Here is an 835-nt window from a genome sequence, read left to right on the forward strand (position 1 = left end):
TGGGAAGATGACGACAGCTTTTCACGGCCTGGAAATAATGATGTTGGTTATGACGTGGTAGAAGGGATAGCGGTTGTCCCGATACAGGGAACACTCGTGCAAAAATTGGGTTCTCTACGTCCGTACAGTGGCATGACTGGATATGATGGCATCAGGCAATCTTTTCTTACCGCGCTTTATGATCCCGAAGTAACAGGAATTTGCTTAGATATTGATTCCCCAGGTGGCGAAGTTGCGGGCTGTTTTGATTTGGTAGATGAAATTTACGCGGCACGAGGGACGAAGCCGATTCACGCTATTTTGACAGAAAACGCATATTCCGCTGCTTATGCACTAGCCAGTGCTGCTGACAAAATCTATGTCCCGCGTACCGGTGGAGTCGGTTCAATAGGAGTGATAGTCATTCATTGTGACTGGTCACAGCGGATTAAAGAGGACGGGTTACAAGTAACGATCATCACATACGGAGACCGAAAAGCGGAAAGTAACCCTTATGTGCCGCTAACTGATCAGGCTCGTGGTGCAATACAAGATGATGTAGACACGATGGGAAAACTGTTCGTGAGTACGGTTGCCCGCAATCGGGGCATTTCTGAAAAAACGATTCGTAACACTCAAGCGGCATGCTTTTTAGCTAACGAGGGTGTTGGTCTGGGATTAGCTGACGAGGTTATCACGCCCGATGCTGCATTCCGAAAATTACTGAGTGAATCAGGAGCTTAATAGATGGCTAGTTTAAAATTCGCCCACTTGTTGGGTCTCAAAAAGTCAGCGTCGGAAGATGATGACGACAAAGAAAAAAGCAAAAAAGCGAAATCCCGTCGTGCCGAAGAAG

At 46.9% G+C, this 835-nt stretch carries 1 protein-coding gene; it reads left to right on the top strand.

The window, feature by feature from the left end; translation table 11 throughout:
- On the top strand, positions 1 to 723 hold a 723-nt coding region (locus tag ACGF5R_RS24200; RefSeq protein WP_387693165.1), incomplete at its 5' end, for a S49 family peptidase.
- Between the last annotated feature and the right edge of the window lie 112 nt (positions 724 to 835).

The sequence above is a fragment of the Photorhabdus sp. RM71S genome, assembly GCF_042879355.1.
Taxonomy (GTDB): domain Bacteria; phylum Pseudomonadota; class Gammaproteobacteria; order Enterobacterales; family Enterobacteriaceae; genus Photorhabdus; species Photorhabdus kayaii.